Raw genomic sequence first — 22,578 nt, forward strand, 5'->3', positions numbered from 1 at the left:
CCGCCGCCTTAAGCAACCGTACTCCGGTGCTGCCGGGCTCCCATCCCGACCGCAGCAGCTGCCTCGCCGCGGTCTCAGCGGCGGCGGGCGGCCACCACGGTGTCCTCCAGGAGGCCCCGTTCACCGTCCGGTCCCGTCGCCCCGCGGCTCCTGACCTCGGCGCAGCTGATGTCCCACAGATCGCCCTGCAGGTTCAGGGCGGCGAGCTCCTCTTCCGGCGTCGGGAAGAAGTGCCGGTGGCCGCTCGAGTTCCCGGCCCACGGCGGAGCAGCGGCGTGGGATCCCACCAGCAGGGTTCCGCCCGGCGCCACGGCAGCCGCCGCCCGCTGCAGGATGGCCGCGCGGGGAAGCTGGATGGGGGAGGCCAGGAAGCAGGCCGAGACCAGGTCGAAGTCGCCGGCAGGGAAGTCCTCCGACAGATCGATCTGCTGCCAGCTGATCTGGTTCATGCCCAAGCCGCGGGACTCGGCGAGCGAGTGCGCGCGTTCCAGCGCCGTGGTCGAGATGTCCACGCCGGTGACCCGCCAGTCGCGTTCGGCCAGCCATACCGAGTCGCCGCCCTCCCCGCAGCCAAGGTCCAGGGCGCGCCCGGGCGTGAGGCCGGGTGCCGTGTCAACCAGGACCTGATTGACCGCGCCGCTCCAGATCCGGGGGCGCTCGCCGTAGCGGGCATCCCAGAAGGTGCGGGCGTCTGCCGCTTGGCCGGGGGAGAAGTGGCCCGTCATGATGCCCTCTTTTCTGCGGCTGCGGCGGCGGAGACCGCGGCGTCGGCGTCGGCGGGGACGGCGGCGTCGGTTCCGGCGGAGGCCGCGGCCAGCGCGAAGTCCTCGGCCACCAGATCGGCGTTGATCATCCCGCCGGCCATGGCCCCTGCCGCGATGCTGATCGGCACATTGGCTGCCGGCGCAGTGATGTTTCCAACCGCCCAGATCCTGGGATGGCTGGTGCGTCCGGTCGGATCGGCCTTCAGGAAACTGCCGAAGACTGAGTCTTCGCGCTCCAGTTCCAATCCATAAAGGTAGCCGTCCTGCGGGGTCAGCGCGGCGGCGGTGAAGACCGCGTCCACGTCCACCACCTCCCCGCCCTCGACGCGGACGCCGGTCAGCACGTCGTCCCTGATCACCAGCTCGATCACAGGTCTGGGGTCGCTGGCGACGTTCCGCGCCGCGAGCTGGCTGGAGACGGCGCTGTCCACCGGGCCGGCCAGCGCGGTGAAGAAGACCACGTTGTCGCTCCACTGCCGGATCAGCTGGGCCTGGTGGATGCTCATCGGCGACGTGGCCAGCACGGCCAGCCGCTTCCCGCGGACCTCCCACCCGTGGCAGTACGGGCAGTGCAGCACATCCCGGCCCCAGCGCTGTGCCAGCCCCGGAATCTCCGGCAGGTCGTCCCGCACGCCGGTGGCGGCGATCAGGCGGCGCGCGGTGAGCCGGCAGCCGTCGTCCGTTTCCACCTCGAGTCCCGTGGTGGTCTCCATGACCTGCTTGACGACGGCGGTGCGCACCTCGACGCCGTAGCCAGCCACTTCGGCGCGGGCCCGGGTAAGGAATTCCAGCGGGTCGGCGCCCTCGTTGCCCAACACCCCATGCATGTGGCTGGCGAAGCGGTTGCGCGGGCTGCCGCCGTCAAGCACCAGCACCCGCCGCAGCGCCCGGCCCAGCATGAGGGCCGCGCTCAGCCCGGCAGCCCCGCCGCCAACGATAATGACATCCCATTCGTTTTTTTCCATGGTCCAAGGGTGTCTGGGTGGCTGCTAGTATTGCAACAATCTTTGCAGAAACAGCAAGTCCGGAGGAGGGCCATGAAGGACTCGGTGCTGGAACAGATAGGTCCCCGGCTGCGTGCTGCCCGGATCAAGCAGGACCGCACGCTAGAGGACTTGGCAACCCGAACCGGGATGTCCGTGTCCACGCTCTCACGGCTGGAAAGCGGGAAGCGGCAGGCCAGCCTGGAAATCCTGCTGCCGCTCACCCGCGAGCTGCGGATCACCATTGATGACCTGATTCCGGTCGAAGTGCCGGATCCGCGAATCAAACCCACGCGGACCATGCACAACGGCGTGCAGATTGTCCGCCTGTCCCCGCCCAGCTCGCCGACCCGCACGTTCAATATGACCTACCCCGCGCGCAAGACCATGCCGCCGCAGCGTGTCCACGACGGCTACGACTGGCTCTACGTGCTCTCCGGTCGGTTGCGGCTGAAACTGGGGGAGAAGGATCTGGTGCTGGAGCCCGGCGAGGCCGCCGAATTCGACACACGCGTGCCGCACAGCATGGGATCCGCGGACGGCAAACGCGTCGAAATCCTCAGCATTTTCGGCCCGGACGGCGAGCAAATGCACACCTATACGCACGGCACGGATGGGCAGGAATAATGGCTGAAACCTACGTCAAGATCTGCGGATTGCGGACCCCCGAAGCGGTCGCGGCCGCTGTCGATGCCGGCGCGGACGCCATCGGATTTGTCTTCGCCCCGGGCGGCCCGCGCACCGTCAGTGCCCAACTGGCGCGTTCGCTCGGCGATGACGTGCCGGCGGGCGTTGAAACGGTCGGCGTGTTCCGCAATCAGCCCATCGACGAGGTGATCGAGACCGCCCACGCCGCCGCGGTGAGCACCGTCCAGTTGCACGGCGACGAACCGCTCAGTGACCTTCGGCTGCTGGAGGACGCCGGATTCCGCACCCTCCGCGCCTTCTCCGCCGAAGCCTACAGCGCGCTCCCGGCCGATGAGAAAGCGGGCTGGGAGACCGGGCGGATCCTGCTCGACGCAGTTGAGCCCGGTGCCGGGGTCACCTTCGACGCGTGCGCCATCCGGGCTCAGCCGCCGCGCGGATTCTGGCTGCTGGCCGGAGGGCTGACGCCGTCCAACGTCGGCACGCTAATTACCGCTCTCCGACCGAACGGCGTTGATGTCTCCAGCGGCGTTGAATCCAGCCGCGGCGTCAAGGACATCGGCCTGATCCGCGATTTCATCCACGCCGCCAAAATGCAGTGAACTTGCGGCCCGCCGCGTCAGCGCCGGGCCGAGGTCCATCCGATCATCTGCAGAATCGCCGGCGGCACGCCCACCGGGCCCTTTGCGAGGCGCCGAACACCTCCTGGGTGAAGCCCCCACATGCGGCTCCCCGGCGCGTTCATATAGTCCAAGACGACGGGCGTCTCGTTGGTCCGCATCCCAAGCGCTGTCGGGTTCAAAAAAATTCTTGTTGACAAGTGTACGTCGTACACCTACCGTATCGATTACGAGGTATACGCCGTACACCCTATGACTCGAGGATCTGGCCATGATCACAGACACCCCAAGCGCTGCCACGCACGTCAAACGCTCCCGCATCGGCTGGCTCGTGCCGGCTGCTCTGATTTTCATCAGCATCATCCCGGTGATCTTCGGGTCGCTGCGACTGGCCGAACTGGCCAGCGGTGCCGCGGTAACGCCCGCCAACGAGCGCTTCTTCGATTCGCCGGTCCCGGTGCTGATCCACATCCCCGCCGTCATCGTGTACAGCCTGCTCGGCGCCTTCCAGTTTGTTCCCTCGCTGCGGCGAGGTCAGCGCGGCAGGCGCAACTGGCACCGCATCGCGGGCATGATTCTCATTCCCGCCGGACTGCTCTCGGCCCTGTCCGGCCTTTGGATGGCCGTCTTCTACGATCTGCCACCCGACGACGGCGTGATCCTGCTGGTCCTTCGGCTGGTCTTCGGCACGGGAATGGCGGCGAGCATTGTTCTGGGGGTCTTCGCGCTTCGGCGCCGGGACTTCGTGGGCCACGGCGCCTGGATGGCCCGCGGCTATGCCATCGGCATCGCTGCCGGAACTCAGGCATTGGTGAGCATCCCCTGGATCCTGCTGGTCGGACCGACCAATGAACTGAGCAGGGCGGTCCTCCTCGGAGCGGCCTGGCTGCTCAACCTCGCAGTCGCCGAGTACTTCATTCGCCGCCGCGCCCACCGGTCCGCACCTACGCGGCGTGTGTCCGGCAAGTCCACGGCACTCGCGGCAGGAGCTTCCCGATGAGGGCCGCGGTGTACCGGAAGTTTGGGGCGCCGGGGGTGGTCAGTGTGAGCGACGTGCCGAGGCCCTCGCCCGGGCCTCGTGACGTGCTGGTCAAAGTCCACGCGAGCACGGTGAGCGCCGCCGACTACCGTTCCCGGAGCCGCATCGTTCCCAAAGGTCTCGGGTTGCTGGCCGCGAAAGGCCTGGGTCTGTTCCGGCCGCGAAATCAGGTTCTTGGCATGGACTTTGCGGGCGTGGTGGCGGCCGTGGGACCGGAGGTTACCAAATTTCACCCTGGTGATATGGTCATCGGAATGCTCGGGTCCAAGTTCGGGGGCCACGCCGAATATGTCTGCCTGCGCGAGGACGCCGCCATCACCGTCAAACCCCGCAATATGGGCTTCGAGGAAGCCGTGACCCTTGTTTTTGGCGGGCTCACCGCCCGCGGCTACCTGAACCGCGCCGACCTCAAGCCGGGGGACACCGTCCTCATCAACGGCGCTTCGGGCGCTGTCGGAACGGCTGCGGTACAGCTTGCGAAACAACTCGGGGCGCACGTCACCGGTGTCAACAGCGCAGCCAACGCCAAGCTCGTCGCCTCACTCGGCGCCGACAGGGTGATCGACTACGCCCAGACCGACTTCAGCACGGAGGGCAAAACCTACGACGTCATCATGGACTGCGTAGGTAATGCTCCCTTCGAACGAGTCGAGGCCTCGCTCAATCCCGGCGGCTCCCTGTTGCTCGTGATCGGCGACCTCAAGGCAATACTCCGGGCACCCAGCCGCACCCGGAAAAGCGGCATGCAGGTCATCGTCAGCAGTAAGTACTCCGGCGACGACCTCAAACACCTCGTCCACCTCGCAGAATCCGGCCAATACCGCGCAGTCATCGACAGAACCTACGACCTCGACAACATCGTCGAAGGTCACCGCTTCGCCGAGACCGGTCGCAAGGTCGGCAACGTCGTCCTGCGCATCGCCCCCGACCTGACAGACAAACCAGACTTCAAAGGTCAGGCCGCCGCGCGTAACTGACCTTTTTCGGTGTTAATCCATCAACGGTAGAACCGGCAAGGCGCGACGTCCGATGGGCAGTGGTTGTTGGGAACGTGAAATGCCCTGTTTCTCGTTCAAGCTGTGAAATCCTGGCCCAATGAGTGCTGTCGGTGAAAAGGTGTCACATGAGCTTGGGCATGGTGGAAGCTGTTTCGGTATCGGCAGGAACCTGGAGCAGCCATGCGTGAAGAAATAGGGCACCCAGATGGTCGGGGCATTGAGTGGCGCGTTCGCCATGAAGCGATGCAATGGTTAGCTGCGAGAACTAATGACGGCGCTGAATGGTTGACTCGCGAAGAAATTCTGGATTTTAGACTCGATGGGGAAAAATTCCGGCTTCAGCCAACGCAAAACGGAATCCACAAGCCTAAAGCCTTCCAAGCTGCCCTTTCAATTCAGACGGTCTATCGTCGACCTGGTCAGCAGCGCCCTTACGAGGACGCCATGGGGGAAGATGGCGTTCTGAGGTATAAGTGGCAGGGTACTGACTTCGACTCTTGGGATAACCGGTCGCTTCGAGTGGCTATGGAGAACAGGTTGCCGCTTCTATGGTTCGTAGGAGTCGGTTTAGGCCCTGCTGTTTTCCAGGTCGTCTATCCCATATATGTCCTGTGGGAAGAACCTGAGTTGCATCAGTTCGCGATTGCTCCCAATGTCGAGAAAGCAGTCGTCAATCAGGAAAGCGTCATGGAAGAAGCCATCCGTCGATACGTACGCGTAGAGACGAAGCGGCGCCTGCACCAACCAGTGTTCCGGTCGACCGTCTTGCATGCCTATGAAACTCGTTGTGCGGTGTGCAATCTCGGGCACAGCGTTCTACTGGATGCAGCACATATTGTGCCTGACTCCGACGAACGCGGAGTGGCCTCAGTAGTCAACGGCGTCGCTCTTTGTAAGATTCACCATGCCGCTTTTGACGCTCATATTTTGGGGATTAGCCCGGACCTAATTGTTCATATTCGCCCGGATCTGCTGTCGGAAATTGATGGCCCCATGCTTCAACATGGGCTGAAGGAGCGGCATGGGCAAAAGCTCATGAAAGTGCCAGACCGGCTTGCGGAACGTCCACGGCGTGACTTGCTGGAGATATCCTTTGACAGGTTCTTGGCAGCATAAGCGCATGCGCGTTGCCGCCCACAGGTTTGTGACGCTAGGCCACAATAGGCGACGAACTCCTTCGGTTGGGCCGCTTCGGTGAGTGTTGCCGTCAGCGTCCCGGAGGTGTCTGAGGAGTGTACTTCGGCGTCTGTCGCGCCGTCTGCCGGAGCGCATGGCTGCAGAGGCGGCGCGCGTCGAGCCTTAAGCCATGAACCAGTTACCAGCAGGCCAGAGAAATGCAGCAACTCCGTACTGACCACGGAGCCCACATCTTTCGCGATGACAACGCGGCTGGGGTGCCGCGAAGCGTTGTCGCTAATGCCCGCACCGCGCCACTTGTGCGGATGCAGCGTCCGAAAGTGCGGAACGCTCCCAACCGGCGGCTCAACAGATTTAGGGCTACGGCCCCGGATCTCAGTGAGGCCTCGACAAAGCAACTTCATTAGACCATCATGTAGCTAAACTTTCTGATGATCAGTTGGGTTGGGATTTGCGCAAGGGTGAAGAGCCGAGACGGCAGGAGATGCATGACGCGTCCGTGTTGATGCGGAAGGTGCTGGTGCTCAACGACGTGGTGGAGTACCAGATGCGCCGCGCCATGGGGACCAACGAGACGGACTTCCAGGCCATGCAGCACCTGATGACCAAGGGGCCGATGACGCCGTCGCAGTTGGCGGACGCCCTGCATATCACCACGGCCGCAGTAACCACCGTGGTGGACCGCTTGGTGAGGGCCGACCATGCCAGGCGGGCGCCGCATCCGTTAGACCGGCGGAGCATGCTGATTGAGCCGGAGCCCCATGCGGCCGGGCGGGTGATGTCGAAGCTGATGCCGATGATCCGGCAGACCGATCAGCTAGTCCGGGACATGGAGCCTGCGCAGCAGGAAGCGGTGGTGACGTATTTGGCCGGCGTGGTGCAGGCTATGGAGCAACGCATCGCAGAGCTGGAGGGGGAGCAGCACGGCGTCCCCCAACTCACCGGGAAGGGTCCGCCATGACCGTCAACGCCACCAGGTGGAAGCCCGCCCCGCCGTCGATAAACAATGGCAGTTGGACACGGTTCAGCTCACTGGTCGAAGCGGAGCTGCGGGACTTCGTGGACAGGAACCGTGCCCAGGCCGGCAGGATCTCGCGGTCCTTCCCGCCGATGTGGGACCACATCGGGTCGGCCCTGGTCGGCGGAAAGCGGCTGCGCCCCAGGATGGTGCACCTGGCCTACACCGCCTTCGACGGTGGGGAACTCGAGCGCTGCGCGACGATGGCTGCCGCGTTCGAGCTGCTGCACACCGCGTTAGTGGTGCACGACGACGCGATCGACCGCGACTTCGTCCGCCGCGGGCAGCCCACCATCGGCGCCCACTACCGGGACCACGCCGCGGACCAGGGGCTGTCCACGCCGGACGCCGAGCACTTCGGCCACTCGGCGTCGATCATCGCCGGCGACCTGCTGCTCGCCGGGGCGCTGCGGCTGGCCGGCCGCGCGGCAGCCGGCCTGCCGCAGGCCGAAGAATTGACCGACACCGTGCACGACGCCGTGTTCGCGTCCGCCGCCGGCGAGCTGGAGGATGTGCTGTTCTCAGCTTCAATGGACCGGCCTGACTTGCAGGACGTACTGGACATGGAGAGCCTGAAGACCGCCGGCTACTCCTTCGAGGCCCCGCTGAAGGCGGGCGCGCTGCTCGCCGGCGCCGGGCTGGACAAGGCCGCCGCACTGGCAGCGATCGGCCGCCGCGTCGGCGTCGCCTATCAAATCGTGGACGACGTTCTCGGAACCTTCGGCGAACCGGACACCACGGGCAAGTCCGCGGAGTCTGATCTCCGCGAAGGCAAGCGCACCGTGCTGACCGCCTTTGCCGCAGAGGCCGACGGGTTCGATGACCTGCTGGCGGCTTTCCGCCGGGGAGAAGCGGAAGCCGACCAGGTGCGGAACGCGCTCAAGGACTGCGGCGCCGACACCCGGGCGCAGGATCTCGCCCGCAGCCTGGTGGACGAAGCGCTGCAGGAATCCCGGAGGCTGCCGCTGCACTCCGCAGCCCGGGCCGACCTCGAAGGGGTCTGCATGCACGTGCTGACCAGGGGGAACTAGGGCCATGGAACTGAACCCGCTGCTGCGCTATACCGACGCTGCCGGCCGCAGCGCCGGCGTCGTTCTTTCCGCCTATTCCACGTCCTTCGGCCTAGCATGCAGGCTGCTAGGCCCGGAGGTGCGCCGGGATATTGCCAACATCTACGCCTTGGTGCGCGTGGCCGACGAGGCAGTGGACGGCGCCGCCGCCGCGGCCGGCCTGGATGCCGCGGCCGTGCGGGACCAGCTGGACCGGCTCGAGCGGGAAACCGAGACCGCGATGCTCTCCGGCTACAGCACCAACATGGTGGTGCACGCGTTCGCGGGAACCGCCCGCCGGAACGGCATCGGTACCGATTTGACCCGTCCGTTCTTCGCCTCCATGCGCGCCGACATCACGGTGGCCGAACATACCGACGATTCGCTGGAGGAGTACATCTACGGCTCCGCCGAGGTGGTGGGACTGATGTGTCTGCGGGTGTTCCAGTCGATGCCCGGGGCGGTTCCCGGCCGCGACGAAGAGCTCGCCGCGGCCGCCCGCCGGCTGGGGGCGGCGTTCCAGAAGGTGAACTTCCTGCGCGACCTGGCGGCGGACAACGTGGAGCTGGGCCGCTGCTACTTCCCGCGGGCGGATGCCGGCAGCCTCGACGAGGCGCTGAAACTGAAGCTGGTGGCCGAGATCCGCGACGATCTGGCAGCGGCCCGGCAAGGCATTCCGCTGCTCCCGCCCGGCGCCTGCAGCGCCGTGGAGCTGGCCCACGCCATATTCAGTGCGCTGGTGAACCGGCTGGAGCGGGTGCCGGCGGACGAGCTGCTGTCCCGCCGGGTCCGGGTGGGCACACCGCAGAAGGCGGCGATCGCGTTGCGGGTTCTGGCCCGGCAGCGGCTGCGTGGGCGGAGCGCTGCCTGATGAGCCTGACCTCGTTCAAACATCGGCTGGCCGCGCGCCGGGTGAAGATGGGGCCGGCCGCGCCGCCGCGCTGGACCGCCGAGAAGCCCGTGGTGGTGATCGGCGGCGGCATCTCCGGGCTGGCGACGGCCGGGCTGCTGGCCAAGGCCGGGCACCGGGTGACCTTGCTGGAGCAGCGCTCCGGCCTGGGCGGCCGGGCCGGGCGGTACGAGCGCGACGGCTTCCGCTTCGACACCGGCCCGTCCTGGTACTTGATGCCGGAGGTGATCGACCACTGGTTCCGGTTGATGGGCACCAGCGCGGCCGAGCAGCTGGACCTGGTCAGGTTGGACCCGGCCTACCGGGCCTGGTTCGAAGGGCATCCGGAGCCCGCGGAGGTCCGCTCCGGCCGCGAGCACGCCGTCGGGCTTTTCGAGCAACTGCAGCCGGGCTCCGGGCCGCCGCTGCGCCGCTACCTTGACGAGGCCGCGGAAACCTACCGGCTGGCGAAGGACCACTTCCTGTACGACGACTTCGCCAGCTTCCGGGGCCTGGCCCACCCGCAGGTGCTGCGCCGGGCGCCGCGGCTGGCCAAGCTGCTGGGCTGGAGCCTGGACCGCTACGTCCGCGAGCGGTTCGCCGAGCCGCGGCAGCAGCAGGTGCTGGGCTATCCCGCGGTGTTCCTGGGCACCAGCCCGTTCCGCGCCCCGGCGATGTACCACCTGATGAGCCACCTGGACCTGGACGACGGCGTGTACTACCCGAAGGGCGGGTTCGCCGCGCTGGTCGATGCGATGGAGCGGCTGGCCCGCGAGGCCGGCGTCCAGATCGAAACCCGGGCCACCGTCCGCCAGATCATCACCGGGCCGTCGGGAGAGGCGGCCCGCTGCGAGGCGGTGGTGTGGACCGACGCCGCCGGCGCCCAGCAGCGCACGCCGGCGCGCACCGTCGTCGCCGCCGCCGACCTGCACCATGTGGAGACCGAACTGCTGCCGGCCCACCTGCGCAGCCACCCGGAACCGGTGTGGCGGCGCCGCGACCCGGGGCCCAGCGCGGTGCTGGTCTGCCTGGGCGTGCGCGGCAAGCTGCCGGAGCTGGCCCACCACAACCTGCTGTTCACCCGGGACTGGAAGGACAACTTCGGCCGGATTCAGGCCGGCCGCGCACTGGCGCCTGAAACCTCTATTTATGTGTGCAAGCCCAGTGCTACCGACGACGGCGTGGCACCGGCGGGGGACGAAAACCTCTTCATCCTGGTGCCCACCCCGGCGGCGCCGCAGTGGGGGTCCGGCGGCGACGACGGCGAAGGCTCGGCCATCGTGGAGTCGGTGGCGGACGCGGCCATCGATCAGCTGGCTGCCTGGGCCGGTGTCTCCGACCTGCGCGGCCGGATTGCGGTCCGCCGTACCTACGGGCCCGGTGACTTCGTGGACGGCTTCAACGCCTGGCGCGGCAGCGCGCTGGGGGCCGCGCACACGCTGCGGCAGAGCGCGTTCCTGCGGCCGGGCAACCGGAGCGGCAAGGTGGAAGGGCTGCACTACGCGGGCAGCTCGGTGCGGCCGGGCATCGGCGTGCCGATGTGCCTGATCAGCGCCGAACTGGTGCTCAAGGCGGTGCAGGGGATCAAGACGCCGGGAGCCCTGCCGGAGCCCGGCGACTCGGCGCCTGCCACGCTGCCGTCCGCCGACACCGCGGGGAGCAGCGCATGATCTACCTCGCGGTGCTGGTGGCGCTGCTGGGCTGCATGGCCCTGTTGGACGCCCGCTACAAGCTGTTCTTCTTCGCCCGGCCGCTGGCGGCAGCCGTCACGATGGCCGCCGGACTGGTCTACTTCCTGGCCTGGGACGTTTGGGCGATCTCGCTGGGAATCTTCCTGCACCGGGAGTCGCCGCTGATGACCGGCCTCATGCTCGGCCCGCAGCTGCCGCTGGAGGAAGCCTTCTTCCTGGCCTTCCTGTGCTACCAGACCATGATCCTGTTCACCGGCCTGCTGGCCTGGGGCCGGCACCGGCGCACGGCCCGCCGCGCCGACAAGCAACTGGTGGAGTACGACGGCGGCCCGCGGGCAGGGGGCGCGGCATGAACTTCCTGGAGCTGAACTGGATCTTCCTGGGCCTGGCGGTCGCCGTCGTGGCAGCCGCCCTGCTGTCCCGGCGGGTGCCCCGCGGAGCCGCCGCGGCCGCCGGCCTGACCATCGCCGCGCTGTGGGTGCTGACCGCGGTGTTCGACAACGTGATGATTGCCTCCGGCCTGTTCGACTACGGCGGCCACGCGTTGGCCGGGCTGCGGATCGGGCTGGCCCCGGTCGAGGACTTCGCGTACCCGCTGGGGGCCGCACTGCTGTTGCCCTCGGTCTGGCTGCTGATCACCGGCGGGCCCCGCCGTCGTCGTTCTGACAAACCAGGCAGGGGAGGGGGTAGCCGATGATCCGCGAGTTGGTGATCACGTCCCGGCCGGTGTCCTGGGTCAACACCGCCTACCCGTTCGCCGCCGCCTACCTGCTGGCCGCCGGCCGGATCGATTGGCTGCTGGTGGTGGGCACCATCTTCTTCCTGATCCCGTACAACCTGGCGATGTACGGCATCAACGACGTGTTCGACTACGAATCCGACCTGCTCAACCCGCGCAAGGGCGGGGCCGAGGGCGCCGTGGTGGACCGGGCCCGACACCGCGGCATCCTGCAGGCCTGCGCCATCGCCACCGTGCCGTTCGTGGTGGTGCTGGCCGTGGCCGGCAGCGTGGCCTCCAATCTGGTGCTGCTGGTCTCGCTGGCCGCGGTGTACGCCTACAGCGCGCCGGGGCTGCGCTTCAAGGAGCGGCCGTTCCTGGACTCGCTGACCTCCAGCACGCACTTTGTCTCGCCCGCGGTCTACGGGCTGGTGCTGGCCGGCGCCCAGTTCACGCCGGAGCTGTGGGCGCTGCTGGCCGCCTACTTCCTCTGGGGCATGGCCAGCCACGCGTTCGGCGCCGTGCAGGACGTGGTCCCGGACCGCGAGGCCGGGCTGGGATCGATCGGCACGGTGCTGGGCGCCCGCCGCACGGTGCTGGCGTCCGCCGCCGGCTACGCCGCGGCGGGGCTGCTGATGCTGGCCACCGACTGGCCGGGTCCGCTGGCGGCCCTGCTGGTGCTGCCCTATCTGCTCAACGTGCTGCGCTTCGGCCGGATTGACGACGCCGGATCGGCCGCCGCGAACGCTGGCTGGAAGCGCTTCCTCTGGCTGAACTACGTGGTGGGATTCCTGGTCACCATGCTGCTGATCTGGTACGCGGGGATCCGGTGAGCACGCCGGGCAAACGGCCCGGTCCGGCGCAGGACCGGTGGTATCCGGCCGACGCCGGCCGGCTGCTCGGTGCGGTGCTGGTCCCGGCGTCCTGGCTGGTGGCGGGCTGGCCGGCGGCCGCCGCCATGTTGCTGGTCTGCGGCGGGCAGTGGCTGCTGCGCTGGTACCTGCTGGGCCGGCCGGTCGATGCGGTAGGACAACTGGTGCTGCTGGCGGCCGGGTGGTTCAGCGCGGTGGGCCTCTACCATCGGGTGTCCTGGCTGGATGCCGTGATGCACGCCCTGGCCAGCCTGATGGTGGCGCTGCTGGTGGCGGAACTGCTGCGGGCGGAACTGTTGGTGCCCCTACTGCTGCCGGCGCTGGTGCTGGTCTGCGTGACGGTGACGCTGGGTGTGGTGTGGGAACTGGGGGAGTGGCTGGGCCACACGTACATCACCCCGGAGATCGGCGTGGGCTATGACGACACCATCGGCGACCTGGCCGCCAACTTCATCGGGGCGGTGCTCGGCGCCGCCGTCGCCGTGAGTTCCCGGCGCAAGCGGCACAGCCACGAGAACCGGCCAAGCCGCGGCGGGCGCAGCCACAGCGGCCGCCGTCGTGGTGCAGCGGTGGCCGTCGGTCTGGTTAGTGGTCACGGCGATAGGCGATGAACGCGGTGCCGCGAGCTGACGCGACCCGGCCACAGAGCGGCCCCTCCCTGTCCGTGGTGATTCCGGTGCTGGACGACGCCGCCGCGCTCGCCGAGTGCCTGGCGCTGCTGGCACGGCAGACACGTCCCGCCGATGAGGTGATTGTGGTGGACAACGGCTGCTCGGACGGCTCGGCCCAGGTGGCCCAAGACGCCGGCGCGCGCGTGGTCACCGAACCGCGTCGCGGGATCCCGGCCGCAGCGGCAGCGGGCTACGATGCGGCCGCTTGCGAGGTGATTGTCCGCTGCGACGCCGATACCCGTCCGCCGGAGGACTGGCTGGCCCGGATCGGCGCCCCCTTCGCCGACCCCGGTCTGGATGCGCTGACCGGTCCGGGCCGGTTCTACGACCTGCCCCGACCGGTGGCTTGGCTGGCGTCTGCCGCATATTCCTCCGGCTACCGCTTCGGCGCCGGTGCAGCGCTGGCCGGCATTCCGGTGTGGGGGTCCAACTTCGCCATGCGCCGCACCGCTTGGCAGCGCTGTGCCGCGGGGATCCACCGCCACCAGGCCGGGATTCACGACGACCTGGACCTGAGCTTCCAGCTGGCCCCGTGGGCGAACATTCGGTTTGATCGGCGGTTGCGCGTGGGCGCGGCGGGCCGCATCTTCACCGGACCCGGGGCCTTTGTCCGGCGCTTCCGCTGGGCCTTCGCCACGCTGAGGCTGAACTGGGCGGTGCAGTCCGCCGGGCAGCGGTGGCTGGAACGGGTCACCGGTAGGCGGCCCGCTTTTCGGCGGACTTAGGTTTCGTAAACCGCTCTATTGCTGTCCGGGCGCACGGTAGGACGGTGTCTTGCCTGCCGCCGCGTCCAGCACCTCGGGCGTCATCAGCGGTGTCAGGCGCAAATCCACCGCCCCGCTTGAATTGATCATCAAGGACAGCGCGGCGGCGCTAGCCTCGTCCGGTATGTCGAAGACACCAACCACGTCGGTCTCCCCGAAGGCGTAGTAAATGCATTCCAGCGAGCCTCCCACCGATTCCAAGCCCTGAATCACGGCCTCGCGTCGCTTGGAACCGCCCTCCTGCATCAGGCCTTTGATTCCCTCGCCCACATACTTTCCCTGGAACAAGTACTTGGTCATGGCATCTTCCTGTTCTGCTAGTCCAGAACACGGTCCCGTCCGGACGGGCGGGACGCCCCATGGGCAAAGGTCCCGGAGGTTTCCCCGATTGGGCTGTGGGCGCGAGTATAGGCCTGAACCAAAGACCCTGGCAACGGCCGCGTCGACGCGGTGGCCAGATGCATGGGTTGGGCTGCCGCCGCAGTTCCGGGTTGCTCTGCCAAACGTCCCGGGAGCCTTCCGAATAGCTCCCGGTCATGCACAGAGCCGCAGGCCGTGCCTGTCCGGTACACCGATAAGGCACGGCCTGCGGCAGCTGCTTCCGGTGAATCAGGAGGCGGTAAGGCCGCCGTCGATAACGTGCTCCATGCCGCTGATGTAAGACGAGTCTTCAGAGGCCAGGAAGAGGACGAGGTTGGATACCTCGCTCGGGTCCGCCATGCGACGCAGCGGAACCTGGTCCGCAATGCCGCCGCCGGTCTCATCGGTCGCGGCCTCCATCATCGGAGTCTTGATGTAGCCGGGGTGCACGGAGTTCACCCTAATGTTGTCGGGGCCGTACTGTTGGGCCACATGTTTGGTCATGCCGCGTGAGGCGAACTTGCTTCCTACATAGGCAAGGTTTGGCGCGCCGACGACGGAGACCATTCCGGCAGTCGAGGAGATGTTGACGATGGCCCCGCCTCCGGCCTTCTGCATCAGCGGAATGACGGTCTTCATGCCGTAGAACTGCGAATTCTGGTTTACTGCGATCACCTTGAGGTAGTCATCTTCGCTGAGGTCCACGGTGGCGGAAATGGGGCCGAGGATACCTGCGTTGTTGACCAGGATGTTGACGGCGCCGAAGGCCTGTTCGGTTTCCTTCACGACTTTCTGCCAATCGGCCAGCGAGGTGACATCATGGCGCAGGAAGAGCGCCTTTTCGCCCAGTTCCTCCGCGATCTGACGCCCGCGCTCCTCATTGAGGTCGGTGAACGCCACCTTAGCGCCCTCGGCAATGAAACGCCTCGCGTGGGATTCACCCATGCCCTGAGCCGCGCCGGTGATAATAGCAACTTTGCCTTCGAGTTTTCCCATGGCTTGGTCCTCCTCATATGGTTGCGCAGCGATTATGCGCTGCATCAGCAGTTGCGGTATGCAACTGCTCTACGCCGCAACTTCATGCGTATGCATTTACCGTACCCTCGTTTGGTTGATACGTCAACAAATATGGCGGAGTGTGAGTCGTTACCCGGCCAAAGCCGACTGCGACCTACGTCGAACTGCTGCCGCTTGCCATCCACGCGCACAACCGATTCGGCCATGAGGCCCCCGGGGCTGCAACCCTCAGTCTGACAAACGCACCGTTTGCCGACTGCGGAACCTTGACCGCCGCGATAAACCTGGACTATTAGGCGCTCACGAAGAGCAAACAAGGTCAATCTGGATAAGGCCTTCGATCTGGGCATCTGGATCCTGCTCTTCGTCGAGGGCCAGACGGTCCCATACGGGCCGAGGCATCTCTGTTTGTAGATCACGGCAACGGAGTTTCCCTTCACGCTCAAGCAGTAAATCCGGGATTCTCGGCACCTTCAGGCGCCGGAACCGAAAGGTTTCGAATGGTAGCTTGGGGGGTGTGACCGAAGCCCAGAACCACGACCCGGAAGGTCAAGCTGCCTACAGCAACGGCGTCCGAACGAGGGCGCCGCGCCAGTCCCTTCGTGAAGTACAAAAGCAGCTGACACGGGAGCGGTTAATCGAGGCAGCCCAGGAAGAATTCCGCAGCCGCGGCTATAACGAGACCACGACGGAGAACATTGCCAAGGCGGCCGGCGCAAGCAGGGCAACGTTCTACGTATATTTCCGGAGCAAGGCAGAAGTAGTAGCAGAACTTATGCTGCGGGGTGAAGCTGAGGTGCTGGCCGCTTATCACCGGTTGGACACTTTGGAGAACCCGGACCTCAGCATGATTATGGACTGGCTTGATAGCACCATGGAGTTATGGCGGACGAGGGCCAGCGACTTCAATACGATGGAACAGGCACTGGCCAATGATGAGCTGGTTACCGAGACGTGGATCAATGTGCTCGGCAACAGCTATAAGGTCATGCCGAGAATCTTTAGCCGGTTCCCAGCTGCCCATGAGCACGAGAAGGCACGACTGCACCTGTTGACGCTGCAAATGGCTTTGGACCGCACCTTGTTTTTCTCAGTGATCCGGGAGCGTCCCGTCGATATGTCCATTCTCAGAGAGGTCCTTGCAGCCCAGTGGCTGGATTTTGTCCGCAGAGGAACCTAGAACGAGCCCGGGATTGCGCAGCGTGAACAGCTGGCCATCCCGGGCTCGATCATGTTGGCGTCAGGTTAGTGGGTGGCGATTTCGGTCAGGCGCACGCTCTTGGACAGGGCGAATGCGGCCGCTACAGCAACCAAGCAGACGATGGCAGCGGTGAGGAAGCCGATACCGTAGTTTTCCGCCGGCGGCAGCGGTGCGGCAGGGGTGGTGCCCAGCCCGATGATCGCCGCGTAGATTGCGGTTCCGATGGACGAGGCCGACAGCGCGATTCCAACGTAGATGGAGGCAGTACCAGCCCCCTTGCCTTGGGGTGCCTCCGCGGCAATGATCGAGATGGCAATGGTCAGCACGGTGGTGTACGCGATGCCGTAGAAGAGGATGCCGGCGATCACGGCCCACATCTGGGTGTGCATGAAGTACAGCCAGATGAAGGAGAACATCAGCAGGAACGCGCCGGCGGCCAGCGGTGCCCGCGGCGGCATGCGGTGCAGCAGGCGCGGGATGAGGATCGAGACGACGATGCCTGCGACGGTCATGGGGATGAACAGGAAGCCGGCCATCAACGGATTCAGGCCGAAGCCATAGCCGGCCAGTGCTGCCGGCGTCTGTGCCCAGCCCATGACGAAGTTGAACATCATGATGCCGGCAACGCCCAGCGAGACGAACACGAGGTAAGCGGGCAGTAGCCGCGTACTCAGCAGCAGGCTGATGTCGACGAGCGGCTGCTTGCTCCGGGATTCGGCGATCAGCGCCAAGGCCAGGCCTGCGATGCCGCCAAGCACCCAGACCAGCGTGGGAAGGGAGGTGAAGCCCCAGGCCGAACTCTGGCTGACACCGACACAGATAGCGGTCAGCGAGAGCCCCAGAAGGACGACGCCGGTGACATCGATCCGCTGTTTTGTTCCCCGGTTGCGCAGCACAGCATCGGAGTCTGAGCCCCAAAGCAGCATGCCCACCAGACTCAGGACGGTCAACGCTGCACCAATCCAGAACGTCGTCCGCCAGGTTGCACCCATGACGACCATCAGGCCGCCTAAGCCGAATCCAAAGGTGACGCCAATCGCCTGTCCACCGGCGATGATGCCGATGGCCTTCTTCCGGTCGAAGTTGGTGAGCCGGTCGTTCATGATGCCAATGACTAAGGCTTGACCGGCCATGATCCCGGTCAGAGCCCGTCCGATGACCAGCACCGCGAAGGTGGCGGCCAACGCGGAGATGATGTAGCCGGCCAAGATCCCCAGGATGCAGATGATCATGACCTTGCGGTGGCCAAAGACGTCTCCGGCTTTGGAGAGCAGCGGAATGGAAGCGGCACCCATCAACAAGGTGGACAACAACGCCCAGGAGACCTGGGATGGTGTCAGTCCCAACTCCAAGCTCATCGACTGGTAGAGCGGAATCGCCATCATGGCACCGATCTCATTGAGCATCTGGAGGCCTGAGAACGTGATGGCCATCAGCATTCCTGCACGTTTCCAGGGAAGAGTTCCCCGGGCTTCCTGCAGCCCGGCGGTGGCGGCCGGAGTTGGTGGAGCAGACATATTTCTCCTCTGACGAGAGGTCCTTCGGGACCGTTAAAAGGGGGGTGTCGGCTTGCGATGCTCAGGGCAATCGGAAACGCCGCAGGTACGGGAAGGCACCACTCGGGTGTGATGTGCCTCATAAAGCTGGAGCCAGATCAGCATACCGATAGACAGGTGTCTGGCAATAGTACTGGCGAATAATTTTTGGATCCTTATCCGAAAATTCGCTGGACAGCTGTCTAATGAGATGCAAGACTGGTGGCTTCGATCACATTTTGAACCGCCTATTGAGGGCGGAGGATGGCAGGACGCAATGAACCTTGACGGCAAAGTAGCGTTCATCACCGGAGCGGCGTCGGGTATCGGCCTGGCCACTGCGCAGGCCTTTGCCGCGGCAGGCGCTTCCGTGGTGGGCGCGGACGTTTCCGAAGAAGGACTGGCTCGTGAGTTCTCAAAGATCCACGGGTCGATGGCCATAGCCCTGGACGTGACTAACAGTGCTGCCGTCAACGATGCCTTCGCGAAGCTGGATGCCGAGTTCGGCCGGCTGGACGTCGTGATCAATGCAGCCGGAGTCAATGCGCCCAACAAGGCCGCCAACGACAAGTTGGTGGAGTCCAACGTTCGGTCCTTTAATGCGGCAAAGTCCGGCGAGGAGTATTTCCCGGACTTCTTGGGCGATATCACCGACGAGGATTTCCGCCGTGTCCTGGAGATCAACCTCTTCGGCCCGTTCTACGTCATGCGCGCCGCCGCGCCCCTGCTCAAGCGCACCGGCGGCGGTGCCATAGTGAACGTATCCAGCTCCGCGGCCTTGCTCGGCGTGCCGATGCCGCTGTACTACCCGGCTTCCAAGGCCGGGGTGCTGGGCATGACCCGCGGCGCCGCAGCAGAGCTGGCTCCCTTCAATATCCGGGTCAACGCGATCGCACCGGGCGCCGTGGACACCCCGCTGTTCCGCCAGCAGCCCGAGGAAATCACCAACATGCTGATCGGCATGCAGCCGATCAAGCGGCCGGCCACTCCGCAAGAAATCGCCGAAACGCTGCTCTTCCTGGCCAGCGACTCCGGCGCCTACTACACCGGACAGACGCTTTCGCCCTCCGGCGGGCTGCACATGTAGCACCCCGCGCATTGCCGCAAAGTCCGACGGCGGCTGCCCGCCGCCGTCGTTCTTCCCGCCTTTGTTCTGCTTTAGATTTCCTAAGACCTTCAGGAGCCCGATCATGAACCACGGACTGAATCCCGAAACCCTCGAACTGCTCGAATCCACCATCAGCAACGACATCAGCGCAGGTAACTACGACGGCGCCCGCATCATCGTCGCCCGGCACGGCGAAGTCGGCCTCGACGCCACGCTCGGCTGGGCCGACCGCGCGGCCAAGCGCGAGATGCAGCGGGACAGCATGTTCCGCGTCCTGTCCTTGACCAAGGCGTTCACCAACGCGCTTGTCTACCAGGCACTCGGTGAGGGCAAGCTGGCTTTGAGTACCCGCGTGGTGGATATCATTCCGGAGTTCTTCGGCCCCTCGCGCTTCCGCATGCTGCGCAAGGATCGGGTCAACCTGGCCCACCTGCTCACCCACCGCTCGGGCATGCCTGCCACGCCGGAACCGTTGCCCACGGAGCAGCTGGGGAACCTGGCCAACACGATAGAGGCCATCTGCAACCTGGATGTCATCCACGAGCCGGGCACCAATCTGACCTATTCGCCGGCCGTCAACCATGCGCTGATGGGCGAAATGCTGCGCCGCGTCTACGGAGCAGATTCCTTCCGCGACCTGGCCGATAAGAACCTTTTCGGTCCGCTCGGCCTGAACGACACCAGATTCGGTCCGCTGGATGAGTGGAACGACCGGATTGTTCCGCTCAAGGCCTACATTCCCGACGACGGTTGGCTTTCCGCACGCGATGTGGAAATCCTCAACGAGGTAGTTGACCAGGAGGCCGAGATGCCGTGGGTGGGCTCGGTGAGCACCGCCGCAGACGTCTTCACCTTTGCCGAAATGCTCCGTCGCAAGGGCGAATTCGACGGACGGCAACTCATTGCGCCTGCCGTCCTGGATGCGGCCACCACGCTGCAGACCGGTGACATGCCCAACGACCTGTACGCCATGATCGCGCGCTCGCGCGGCTGGGAGGAACCGAAGGGCAACTTCGGCCTGGGCTTTTCGCTCAGCGGGACCGGCACACACGCGTCCTTCTTCGGGCCGTTCACCAGCCCGCGCACGCATGGCAACTACGGCGCCGGCTCCACTCTCTTCTGGATCGACCCCGAACGCGACATGACCTTCGTCTGCCTGACCGCCGGCGTGATGGACGAAGGCGACAACGTGCTGCGCTTCCAAAAACTCTCCACCATCGCCGCGTCCGCGGCCCTCTGATTGGAATTCTTTAATGAGCATCGATGCCACCAGTATCCGGGAACGCGGGCCGCTCGCCCCTGACTTCGACGCGATGGGCGACGACTACTACCGCGACCCCGCACGGCACTTCGCCGACGTTCGCGAGGGCACCCCTACCTTCTTCTACCCCTACCTCAACGCCTGGGTGGTCACCCGCCGCGAGGATGCCGAGATGATCCTCCCTGACTGGCAGAAGTTTTCCAGCGCCAGCAATGCCGGACTCATCACCGTCCCGGCGAAGCACGCCGTTACCATGCCGGCCGAACTGATCTCCCGGATCCTCGTCGGTTCCGATCCTCAGGGGCACACCATCGCCCGCCGCGTGGCCCAGAAGGGCTTCCTGCAGGCACGGATGGAAGCACTCCGCCCGCAGATCGAGGAACGTGCGCACCGCATCATCGACAGCATCGAGTCCGACGGCGCGGCGAATCTGATGGACGCCTACTGCTTGGAGCTGACGACGCAGACCTTGATGGCGTTGATGGATCTGCCCCACGAGCTCGAACCGATGATGCGTCAGTTGCGCGATGACTTCTTCCAAATCCTCGCCAGCGCACAGGAGCCGTTGCCGGAGCCTCGCCGCACCGAGGTCTGGGACTGTTACGTAGCCGCCCAACTGGTGCTGCGCGGGTTTGTTCGCGAGCGGCGCGAGAGCGAAGCGGACGACCTGATTTCAGTCATGGCGCGGGACAAGGATCGTGAGGGTAATTACTCCCTCTCCGAGGCCCAGATCGCACTGCACCTGGGGGAGTTCTCTGCGGCAGGCACGGACACCACCGCACAGGCAATGGCCAACGCGGTCATTTTCCTCAATGAGACGCCTGCCGCGCTCACCGATGCACAGTCCGATCCAGCGCTGTGGCAGGCGGTTTTCGACGAGACGGTCCGACGCCGTCCGTCGTCAACGTTCGCCTCGCGCCGTGCCAACGTGGACGTGACGATCGGCGGTGCGGAGATCAAGAGCGGAGACATGGTCTGGATCGCCCTAGCCAGCGCCAACACCGATCCCGGCTACTACGAGAACCCCTTCGAGTTCGACATCCACCGGGAAGACCCGCGCAACCACCTCTCCTTCACCAAGGGACGCCACACTTGCCTAGGCCAGCCGCTGGCCCGGGTCCAGGGGGCCACCGGTTTGAAGGTACTCTTTGAGCGCCTGCCGAGCCTGCGCCCGGCCAAGGACTGGGATCTGGACTTCATCCGGATGGCACTGCTGCCGGTGCGCCGGAGCCTCGCCGTGGAATGGGATGTTGCGGCGAATGCGCCCGGGCATCTCGTTGAACTTCCGTCGGATCCAGCTGCGACCCTTGACCTGCGTGTGCGGGAAGTCCGGCAGGAATCCGACGGCGTGCTGTCGCTGACGCTTGAGGACCCGTCAGGTTCTCGGTTGCCGGGCTGGGGGCCGGGATCGCACATCGACGTGCACGTCGGGGACTTCGTGCGGCAGTATTCCCTCTGCACCCCGGGCGGCAAGCAGGACAGCTGGCGCATCGGCGTGCTGAACGATCCGAACGGACGCGGAGGGTCGCGGGCAATCCACGAAACCGTCGAGCCAGGCGGGACGCTGACCGTCAGCCAGCCGCGCAACAACTTCACGTTGCAGCCCAGCAGGAAGTACGTCTTCATTGCCGGCGGCATCGGGATCACCCCCATCCTGGCCATGGCCACGCAGGCCGAACGCGATGGTGCCGACTGGACACTGGTCTACGGCGGACGGTCGAGGGCCACCATGGCGTTCCTGAATGAGCTCGAGCCCTTCGGCGACCGGGTCCGCATTGTTCCGGAGGACACTGATGGCCGCGTGGACTTCACCGGCTACTTGCAGGACGTCCAGCCGGAAACGCTGATTTACTGCTGCGGACCCGAGCCATTGCTGAACGTGGTGGAGGCAGCATCGGCGCACTGGCCCGCCGGCAGCCTGCACGTGGAGCGGTTTGTGCCCAAGGCAATCGACGCCAGCGGCGATGTTGCCTTCGATGTCGAGTTCGTGGACAGCGGCGTCACGTTGACTATCCCGGCCGACAAATCCATCCTCGAGGTGGCCCAGGACGCGGGCCTGCCAGCGTTGTCCTCCTGCAGCGAAGGCACCTGCGGCACCTGTGAAACGCCGGTCATTGAGGGCAGCGTGGAGCACCGCGACTCCATCCTGACGGACGATGAAAAGGCCAGCTGCGAGAGCATGTTCATTTGTGTATCGCGCTCCAAGGGCGGCTGTCCGCTCAAGCTTGCCCTGTAGGG

23 protein-coding genes are annotated in these 22,578 nt (G+C 65.6%); 18 read left to right on the forward strand and 5 right to left on the reverse strand.

Annotation, left to right across the window (positions count from 1 at the left end; genetic code table 11):
* Nucleotides 1-74 precede the first annotated feature (74 nt).
* Both AC5RWT_RS00730 and AC5RWT_RS00735 read right to left on the reverse strand, forming a co-directional pair.
* Nucleotides 75-725, reverse strand: a complete 651-nt coding sequence (locus AC5RWT_RS00730; protein ID WP_494078711.1) for a class I SAM-dependent methyltransferase — start codon at nt 723-725, stop codon at nt 75-77.
* The gene (locus tag AC5RWT_RS00735; protein WP_494078712.1) at nt 722-1,729 is read right to left on the reverse strand and encodes an NAD(P)/FAD-dependent oxidoreductase; all 1,008 of its coding nucleotides are present in this window, start codon (nt 1,727-1,729) and stop codon (nt 722-724) included. The genes AC5RWT_RS00730 and AC5RWT_RS00735 overlap by 4 nt, the downstream gene beginning before the upstream one ends.
* Before the next feature lie 72 nt (nt 1,730-1,801).
* On the opposite strand from AC5RWT_RS00735, the gene AC5RWT_RS00740 reads away from it, so the two are divergent.
* The 14 genes from AC5RWT_RS00740 to AC5RWT_RS00805 all read left to right on the forward strand — a co-directional run bounded on the left by AC5RWT_RS00740 (nt 1,802) and on the right by AC5RWT_RS00805 (nt 13,819).
* On the forward strand, nt 1,802-2,374 hold the full coding sequence (locus AC5RWT_RS00740; protein WP_494078713.1) for a helix-turn-helix domain-containing protein: 573 nt from the start codon (nt 1,802-1,804) through the stop codon (nt 2,372-2,374).
* A complete protein-coding gene (locus tag AC5RWT_RS00745; RefSeq protein WP_494078714.1) occupies nt 2,374-2,994 on the forward strand; it encodes a phosphoribosylanthranilate isomerase in 621 nt (206 codons plus the stop codon). The genes AC5RWT_RS00740 and AC5RWT_RS00745 overlap by 1 nt, the downstream gene beginning before the upstream one ends.
* Before the next feature lie 289 nt (nt 2,995-3,283).
* Nucleotides 3,284-4,012, forward strand: a complete 729-nt coding sequence (locus AC5RWT_RS00750) for a DUF2306 domain-containing protein (RefSeq protein ID WP_494078715.1) — start codon at nt 3,284-3,286, stop codon at nt 4,010-4,012.
* Between the two features lie 83 nt (nt 4,013-4,095).
* Nucleotides 4,096-5,028, forward strand: coding sequence for an NAD(P)-dependent alcohol dehydrogenase (locus AC5RWT_RS00755; protein WP_494078716.1), 933 nt, complete (start codon nt 4,096-4,098; stop codon nt 5,026-5,028).
* 201 nt (nt 5,029-5,229) lie between these two features.
* On the forward strand, nt 5,230-6,165 hold the full coding sequence (locus AC5RWT_RS00760) for an HNH endonuclease (RefSeq protein WP_494078717.1): 936 nt from the start codon (nt 5,230-5,232) through the stop codon (nt 6,163-6,165).
* A gap of 505 nt (nt 6,166-6,670) precedes the next feature.
* A complete protein-coding gene (locus AC5RWT_RS00765; RefSeq protein WP_494078718.1) occupies nt 6,671-7,147 on the forward strand; it encodes a MarR family winged helix-turn-helix transcriptional regulator in 477 nt (158 codons plus the stop codon).
* On the forward strand, nt 7,144-8,235 hold the full coding sequence (locus AC5RWT_RS00770) for a polyprenyl synthetase family protein (RefSeq protein WP_494078719.1): 1,092 nt from the start codon (nt 7,144-7,146) through the stop codon (nt 8,233-8,235). Before AC5RWT_RS00765 ends, AC5RWT_RS00770 begins: the two co-directional genes overlap by 4 nt.
* Before the next feature lie 4 nt (nt 8,236-8,239).
* On the forward strand, nt 8,240-9,124 hold the full coding sequence (locus tag AC5RWT_RS00775) for a phytoene/squalene synthase family protein (RefSeq protein ID WP_494078720.1): 885 nt from the start codon (nt 8,240-8,242) through the stop codon (nt 9,122-9,124).
* Nucleotides 9,124-10,812, forward strand: coding sequence for a phytoene desaturase family protein (gene crtI, locus AC5RWT_RS00780; protein WP_494078721.1), 1,689 nt, complete (start codon nt 9,124-9,126; stop codon nt 10,810-10,812). Before AC5RWT_RS00775 ends, crtI begins: the two co-directional genes overlap by 1 nt.
* Entirely contained in the window at nt 10,809-11,186 is a 378-nt protein-coding gene (locus AC5RWT_RS00785; RefSeq protein ID WP_494078722.1) for a lycopene cyclase domain-containing protein, read from the forward strand. The genes crtI and AC5RWT_RS00785 overlap by 4 nt, the downstream gene beginning before the upstream one ends.
* Nucleotides 11,183-11,530 carry a lycopene cyclase domain-containing protein gene (locus AC5RWT_RS00790; protein ID WP_494078723.1) on the forward strand — a complete coding sequence of 116 codons (348 nt, stop codon included), beginning with the start codon at nt 11,183-11,185 and terminating at the stop codon, nt 11,528-11,530. Before AC5RWT_RS00785 ends, AC5RWT_RS00790 begins: the two co-directional genes overlap by 4 nt.
* Nucleotides 11,527-12,384, forward strand: coding sequence for a prenyltransferase (locus tag AC5RWT_RS00795; RefSeq protein WP_494078724.1), 858 nt, complete (start codon nt 11,527-11,529; stop codon nt 12,382-12,384). The genes AC5RWT_RS00790 and AC5RWT_RS00795 overlap by 4 nt, the downstream gene beginning before the upstream one ends.
* The gene (locus AC5RWT_RS00800) at nt 12,381-13,034 is read left to right on the forward strand and encodes a DUF2238 domain-containing protein (protein WP_494078725.1); all 654 of its coding nucleotides are present in this window, start codon (nt 12,381-12,383) and stop codon (nt 13,032-13,034) included. Before AC5RWT_RS00795 ends, AC5RWT_RS00800 begins: the two co-directional genes overlap by 4 nt.
* Nucleotides 13,031-13,819: a glycosyltransferase family 2 protein gene (locus AC5RWT_RS00805; RefSeq protein ID WP_494078726.1), complete on the forward strand. Its 789-nt coding sequence runs from the start codon at nt 13,031-13,033 to the stop codon at nt 13,817-13,819. The genes AC5RWT_RS00800 and AC5RWT_RS00805 overlap by 4 nt, the downstream gene beginning before the upstream one ends.
* A gap of 15 nt (nt 13,820-13,834) precedes the next feature.
* On the opposite strand, the gene AC5RWT_RS00810 is transcribed toward AC5RWT_RS00805, so the two are convergent.
* Nucleotides 13,835-14,158 carry a GYD domain-containing protein gene (locus AC5RWT_RS00810; RefSeq protein ID WP_494078727.1) on the reverse strand — a complete coding sequence of 108 codons (324 nt, stop codon included), beginning with the start codon at nt 14,156-14,158 and terminating at the stop codon, nt 13,835-13,837.
* Nucleotides 14,159-14,467: 309 nt separating this feature from the next.
* Nucleotides 14,468-15,214, reverse strand: coding sequence for an SDR family NAD(P)-dependent oxidoreductase (locus AC5RWT_RS00815; RefSeq protein ID WP_494078728.1), 747 nt, complete (start codon nt 15,212-15,214; stop codon nt 14,468-14,470).
* Nucleotides 15,215-15,752: 538 nt separating this feature from the next.
* Here AC5RWT_RS00815 and AC5RWT_RS00820 point away from each other — a divergent pair.
* Nucleotides 15,753-16,415 (forward strand): TetR/AcrR family transcriptional regulator, encoded by a 663-nt coding sequence (locus AC5RWT_RS00820; protein WP_494078729.1) that lies wholly within the window; start codon nt 15,753-15,755, stop codon nt 16,413-16,415.
* Between the two features lie 65 nt (nt 16,416-16,480).
* Here the strand turns inward: AC5RWT_RS00820 and AC5RWT_RS00825 are convergent, their stop codons facing one another.
* A complete protein-coding gene (locus tag AC5RWT_RS00825) occupies nt 16,481-17,953 on the reverse strand; it encodes an MFS transporter (RefSeq protein WP_494078730.1) in 1,473 nt (490 codons plus the stop codon).
* A gap of 295 nt (nt 17,954-18,248) precedes the next feature.
* Here AC5RWT_RS00825 and AC5RWT_RS00830 point away from each other — a divergent pair, with 295 nt between their 5' ends.
* From AC5RWT_RS00830 to AC5RWT_RS00840, 3 genes are all read left to right on the forward strand, one after another.
* Entirely contained in the window at nt 18,249-19,058 is an 810-nt protein-coding gene (locus AC5RWT_RS00830) for an SDR family NAD(P)-dependent oxidoreductase (protein ID WP_494044449.1), read from the forward strand.
* A gap of 103 nt (nt 19,059-19,161) precedes the next feature.
* Nucleotides 19,162-20,319, forward strand: a complete 1,158-nt coding sequence (locus AC5RWT_RS00835; protein ID WP_494078731.1) for a serine hydrolase domain-containing protein — start codon at nt 19,162-19,164, stop codon at nt 20,317-20,319.
* A gap of 13 nt (nt 20,320-20,332) precedes the next feature.
* Nucleotides 20,333-22,576 carry a cytochrome P450 gene (locus AC5RWT_RS00840; RefSeq protein WP_494078732.1) on the forward strand — a complete coding sequence of 748 codons (2,244 nt, stop codon included), beginning with the start codon at nt 20,333-20,335 and terminating at the stop codon, nt 22,574-22,576.
* Nucleotides 22,577-22,578: the final 2 nt, after the last annotated feature.

The organism is Arthrobacter sp. Dra40, from assembly GCF_059091905.1.

What these genes read in the sequence shown, in the direction of transcription:
- AC5RWT_RS00825 (WP_494078730.1), bottom strand. Translation starts at nt 17,953, where the DNA reads ATGTCTGCTCCACCAACTCCGGCCGCCACCGCCGGGCTGCAGGAAGCC.
- AC5RWT_RS00750 (WP_494078715.1), top strand. Translation starts at nt 3,284, where the DNA reads ATGATCACAGACACCCCAAGCGCTGCCACGCACGTCAAACGCTCCCGC.
- AC5RWT_RS00760 (WP_494078717.1), top strand. Translation starts at nt 5,230, where the DNA reads ATGCGTGAAGAAATAGGGCACCCAGATGGTCGGGGCATTGAGTGGCGC.
- AC5RWT_RS00790 (WP_494078723.1), top strand. Translation starts at nt 11,183, where the DNA reads ATGAACTTCCTGGAGCTGAACTGGATCTTCCTGGGCCTGGCGGTCGCC.
- AC5RWT_RS00840 (WP_494078732.1), top strand. Translation starts at nt 20,333, where the DNA reads ATGAGCATCGATGCCACCAGTATCCGGGAACGCGGGCCGCTCGCCCCT.
- AC5RWT_RS00785 (WP_494078722.1), top strand. Translation starts at nt 10,809, where the DNA reads ATGATCTACCTCGCGGTGCTGGTGGCGCTGCTGGGCTGCATGGCCCTG.
- AC5RWT_RS00815 (WP_494078728.1), bottom strand. Translation starts at nt 15,214, where the DNA reads ATGGGAAAACTCGAAGGCAAAGTTGCTATTATCACCGGCGCGGCTCAG.
- AC5RWT_RS00735 (WP_494078712.1), bottom strand. Translation starts at nt 1,729, where the DNA reads ATGGAAAAAAACGAATGGGATGTCATTATCGTTGGCGGCGGGGCTGCC.
- AC5RWT_RS00770 (WP_494078719.1), top strand. Translation starts at nt 7,144, where the DNA reads ATGACCGTCAACGCCACCAGGTGGAAGCCCGCCCCGCCGTCGATAAAC.
- AC5RWT_RS00745 (WP_494078714.1), top strand. Translation starts at nt 2,374, where the DNA reads ATGGCTGAAACCTACGTCAAGATCTGCGGATTGCGGACCCCCGAAGCG.
- AC5RWT_RS00805 (WP_494078726.1), top strand. Translation starts at nt 13,031, where the DNA reads ATGAACGCGGTGCCGCGAGCTGACGCGACCCGGCCACAGAGCGGCCCC.
- AC5RWT_RS00775 (WP_494078720.1), top strand. Translation starts at nt 8,240, where the DNA reads ATGGAACTGAACCCGCTGCTGCGCTATACCGACGCTGCCGGCCGCAGC.
- crtI (WP_494078721.1), top strand. Translation starts at nt 9,124, where the DNA reads ATGAGCCTGACCTCGTTCAAACATCGGCTGGCCGCGCGCCGGGTGAAG.
- AC5RWT_RS00835 (WP_494078731.1), top strand. Translation starts at nt 19,162, where the DNA reads ATGAACCACGGACTGAATCCCGAAACCCTCGAACTGCTCGAATCCACC.
- AC5RWT_RS00830 (WP_494044449.1), top strand. Translation starts at nt 18,249, where the DNA reads ATGAACCTTGACGGCAAAGTAGCGTTCATCACCGGAGCGGCGTCGGGT.
- AC5RWT_RS00795 (WP_494078724.1), top strand. Translation starts at nt 11,527, where the DNA reads ATGATCCGCGAGTTGGTGATCACGTCCCGGCCGGTGTCCTGGGTCAAC.
- AC5RWT_RS00740 (WP_494078713.1), top strand. Translation starts at nt 1,802, where the DNA reads ATGAAGGACTCGGTGCTGGAACAGATAGGTCCCCGGCTGCGTGCTGCC.
- AC5RWT_RS00765 (WP_494078718.1), top strand. Translation starts at nt 6,671, where the DNA reads ATGCATGACGCGTCCGTGTTGATGCGGAAGGTGCTGGTGCTCAACGAC.
- AC5RWT_RS00810 (WP_494078727.1), bottom strand. Translation starts at nt 14,158, where the DNA reads ATGACCAAGTACTTGTTCCAGGGAAAGTATGTGGGCGAGGGAATCAAA.
- AC5RWT_RS00730 (WP_494078711.1), bottom strand. Translation starts at nt 725, where the DNA reads ATGACGGGCCACTTCTCCCCCGGCCAAGCGGCAGACGCCCGCACCTTC.